This is a genomic window from Flavobacterium sp. (assembly GCF_043779715.1).
Classification (GTDB): domain Bacteria; phylum Bacteroidota; class Bacteroidia; order Flavobacteriales; family Flavobacteriaceae; genus Flavobacterium.
The window spans coordinates 1-3638 of the sequence record NZ_JAYWDT010000117.1; the positions used below are offsets into that span (position 1 = coordinate 1).

The following is a 3638-nucleotide window of genomic DNA, read 5'->3' on the forward strand; positions in this document are numbered from 1 at the left end:
GTTGCCGATTGAAATATTTGCAATTGTTCTTCATTTTGTAAATCTATCTGAGAACTTTCTACAATTTGTAACGAAATATTTCCATTTGTGTTGTGAATCCAAAAAGGACCGCCGCCAGGTTCATTTTCGTTTTTTACCATACCGCAAATACGAATTGGCTTGTTGAAAATTTCTTTTATGTAGGTAATTTTATGATGAAAAGCAGTTTTTTCAAAATCATTTGAAATTACAATATTGAGCTTGTTTTTTGCGAAAGAAATAATTGCTTCTAGGTCGTTTTCAGAAACTAAATCATTATCAATATTTTTTAAATAGGTGAAAATTTGATTTTGCAACTGTATCAGAATTCCTGTTAATGCTTTTTTGTAAAGTGCAATAGTTTCAATATGGTTTTGAATCACATTATCTATATTTTTAATAAAAATAATATCCGCGTCAATATCATTTAAATTCTCAATTAAAGCGCCATGTCCGCCAGGTCTAAATACTAATTTGTTGTTTTTATCACGAAAAGGATTGTTCTGAAAATCGACGGCAAGCGTATCTGTTTTTTCGTTTTGATAAGAAAAACTGATGTTTATTGTAGTGTTATTATCTGATTCTATTTTACTTTTTACAGTCGATAAAATATGTTCAAATTCCTTTTGATGTTCTTCCGAAACGGTGAAATGCAAATTAGAAACTCCGTTTGATGACGCATAACAAGCACTTTCGTTTAGATGCTCTTCGATAGGTGTTGCAATATGATTTTTGTATTGATGGAATGGCAAAATGCCTTTTGGTTTGTTAGCAAAATCTAAGTGTTCTGAGTCAATCAGAAATTTTATGAAGTAATAATTTTTCTTATCTGTTGTCCAAGAATGAATGTCTGGGAAAGTTTCTTCAAGTTTTTTATTTAGGGCTTCAAAAAAAGGAAATTTCTCTATTCCTGTTAAAAAAACAGTCAGACTAGTTGCTTTATTTTTATTAATATATCCGTTTATAGTATCGGTTTCAATATCAAAATCATTTAGAAATTCATTCAAAAATTGAAACATTCTGCTGGCTGCTCCAGAAGCTGGAACAAATTTTTCTAGTTTTAAATTTGATCCTCTTTGGTCAAAAGCAACAATTTTTTCTTTAAATTCTTCTTCGGATAAATTCCAAATTCCGTTTTGTAAAGTAGCTGGACTTTGTAAGGTGATTTTTGGGATTTTATTTCTAAAAATAGAAAGTTGATTTGAAATTGTATCTAATAAGATTCCTTTCTCTTCAATTTGCTTGAAATCGGAATTGCTGAAGTCGTAAGTTTCTATTAAACTACTTTTTGCGGTACTGTTTTTTGCTGTAATATTTTCTTCCATTCTAAATAACCATAAACGGCAACAATTGTAAATACTAGAAATTGTAAACTTGTAAATGTATACCCTTTTGCAAAATACAAAGGAATTGAGATAAGATCGCCAACAATCCAGAAAATCCAATTCTCAATTTTTCTTTTGGCCATGAGCCACATTCCAACAAAGAATATTGCGGTCAAAAAGGTATCTACATAAGAAAACCAACTCGTAAATTTACCAAAATAAAGATATACAATGATAACAAAAACAAGTGTTAATACAAAAAGAATAAATGCTATTATTTTCTCTTTATTTGTTATTACTGAAATTGGAAATTCCACAACATCTCCTTTTTTTCGAGTCCAATGATACCAACCATAAATACTCATAATAAAATAATAACCGTTTATCATCGAATCGCCTAATAAATCCCATTTCCAAAGTAAATAGGCATATATAAATGTGCTAACTAGTCCTGTTGGAAAAACCAAAATATGGTCTTTTTTGGCACACCAAACGCTCCACAATCCAAAAAAAACGGCAATTAATTCAAGTGTAATTTCGTAGTTTGGATAATCTTTATATTGAGAAAATAAATATTCTATCATTTGTAATGTTATAGGTTTTGGTTAAAAAAATTCAAATTATTTTCGAAAGCAGTTCCTATAACTACTAAATCGGCGCCAGCATTATGGATTTTTTCAATATCACTGAAATCTGTAATTCCGCCACCAACGATTAATGGTATGTTGATGTTCTGAGAAACTAACGTGATAATTTCTTTAGAAACAGAGACTTTCGCACCACTTCCCGCTTCTAAATAGATGAGCTTCTTGCCTAACATTTCGCCAGCTTGTGCTGTTTGAAGAATATATTCTTGGTTGTTTCTCGATAAGGGTTTTGTTTTACTCACGCGTTCTACAGCGGTTTCTGCGCCACTTTCTATAAGAATATATCCTGTTGGGATAACTTCGAGATTGGTTTTTTTTAAAATTGGAACGGCGTTTACTTGATGCTCTATGAGGTAATCTGAGTTCCTTCCTGAGATTAAAGACAGAAACAAAATTGCATCGGCTTTGTCTGATATTTGCGACGGATTTCCTGGAAAAAGTACAATTGGCAAACCGCAATTTTTCTTAATTTCTGATACTAATTCGTCAATAATATTAGCACGAACGATGCTTCCTCCAACAAAAATATGTGTTGCTGGGGATTGGTTAATTTTTTCGATTAATCGATGAATATTGTCTAAATCGATTTTGTCAGGATCCAAAAGAATAGCAAGTAATTTCTCTCCCGATGCTTCGGGATTTGCTTTGGCTTTTAAGATTTGATTGTAAATAGTACTCATTTTTTATTTACTTCTAATTTTCGAATGCATAAACTAAAGTATAATTTTGTCTATTATCCGAGTCTATTTCTTCGAAAAAAATGTCGAAAGATTCAATCAGATTGTTAAAAGACAATTGAGCCGTTGTTTTTTTGTCGGATAATAAAAAAGGATTTTCAAAAATATGATCTGGAAAACTAATCCCTTTTTCATTTTTAATTTTGAAGACAGATTCTTTAATTCCCCACACAACAGTCGCTTTTCTAATTTGTTCTTCTTCTGATAAACCTTCCAGGTGAGAAATATTCATAAATCGAGAGGCAATTTTTAGAACTTTTTCTTTAGCCAATTCGATGTCAATTCCTATGGGTTTATCGCTTATTGCAATAGTTGAAAATTCGAAAGAATGAGATATTGAAATAAATAGATTGTCTTTTAGATGCGGTTTTCCGTCTTGATCATAATGCAAATCAAAATCAGAATAACCAGTTTCTTGCAGTAGTTTGCGAACGCTCAAGAAGCCTCGTTGATGCATTTCGGATTTCATCGTGTTTAACCTGATGAGGTTTACGTCGTTAAGGACAACTTCATCGAATAAGTCTTCGAAAGATTCTTCAATTTTCCAAATATAAATTTTGGTAGATGAATCGTGTGTAATTATTTTATGTAAAGGCATGTTATGTAATTGATTTTTAGCCCCGATTGCAACGCAAATCCTTTTTGTTTTTTCTTTAAAAATAAAAAGATTGAAGTGTAAAGCGGGAAATAGCTCCTGAAAAAAATATTAATTAGTGGTCTATTAATTAGGCCGTTAAACAATGTATAAATATTCCGGAAATTAGTTTTTTTATAAACTTATTACGTAAATTTGCAAAAAATATTATAATACAAATATACTATAAATATGAGTACAGCGACTATGCCTTATGTGGCTTTCAAAGTAAAAGACATTTCTCTAGCGGCTTGGGGAAGAAAAGAAATTGAATTAG

General features: G+C 30.9%; 4 protein-coding genes. All 4 read right to left on the bottom strand.

From position 1 onward, the window contains the following. Positions 1 to 1343 (bottom strand): DUF4301 family protein (locus ACH2BG_RS06115; RefSeq protein WP_395046832.1); only part of this gene is annotated, 1343 nt, incomplete at its 3' end. Further along, positions 1295 to 1927 carry a nicotinamide riboside transporter PnuC gene (gene pnuC, locus ACH2BG_RS06120; RefSeq protein WP_395046833.1) on the bottom strand — a complete coding sequence of 211 codons (633 nt, stop codon included), beginning with the start codon at positions 1925 to 1927 and terminating at the stop codon, positions 1295 to 1297. The genes pnuC and ACH2BG_RS06115, both read right to left, overlap by 49 nt. Positions 1928 to 1935: 8 nt before the next feature. Further along, complete coding sequence (locus tag ACH2BG_RS06125) at positions 1936 to 2670, bottom strand: geranylgeranylglyceryl/heptaprenylglyceryl phosphate synthase (RefSeq protein ID WP_395046834.1); 735 nt, start codon at positions 2668 to 2670, stop codon at positions 1936 to 1938. Positions 2671 to 2683: 13 nt separating this feature from the next. Then, complete coding sequence (locus tag ACH2BG_RS06130; protein WP_395046835.1) at positions 2684 to 3325, bottom strand: 4'-phosphopantetheinyl transferase family protein; 642 nt, start codon at positions 3323 to 3325, stop codon at positions 2684 to 2686. Positions 3326 to 3638 lie beyond the last annotated feature (313 nt).

Coding starts and splice junctions, on each gene's coding strand:
- pnuC (WP_395046833.1), bottom strand. CDS start 1,927: ATGATAGAATATTTATTTTCTCAATATAAAGATTATCCAAACTACGAA.
- ACH2BG_RS06130 (WP_395046835.1), bottom strand. CDS start 3,325: ATGCCTTTACATAAAATAATTACACACGATTCATCTACCAAAATTTAT.
- ACH2BG_RS06125 (WP_395046834.1), bottom strand. CDS start 2,670: ATGAGTACTATTTACAATCAAATCTTAAAAGCCAAAGCAAATCCCGAA.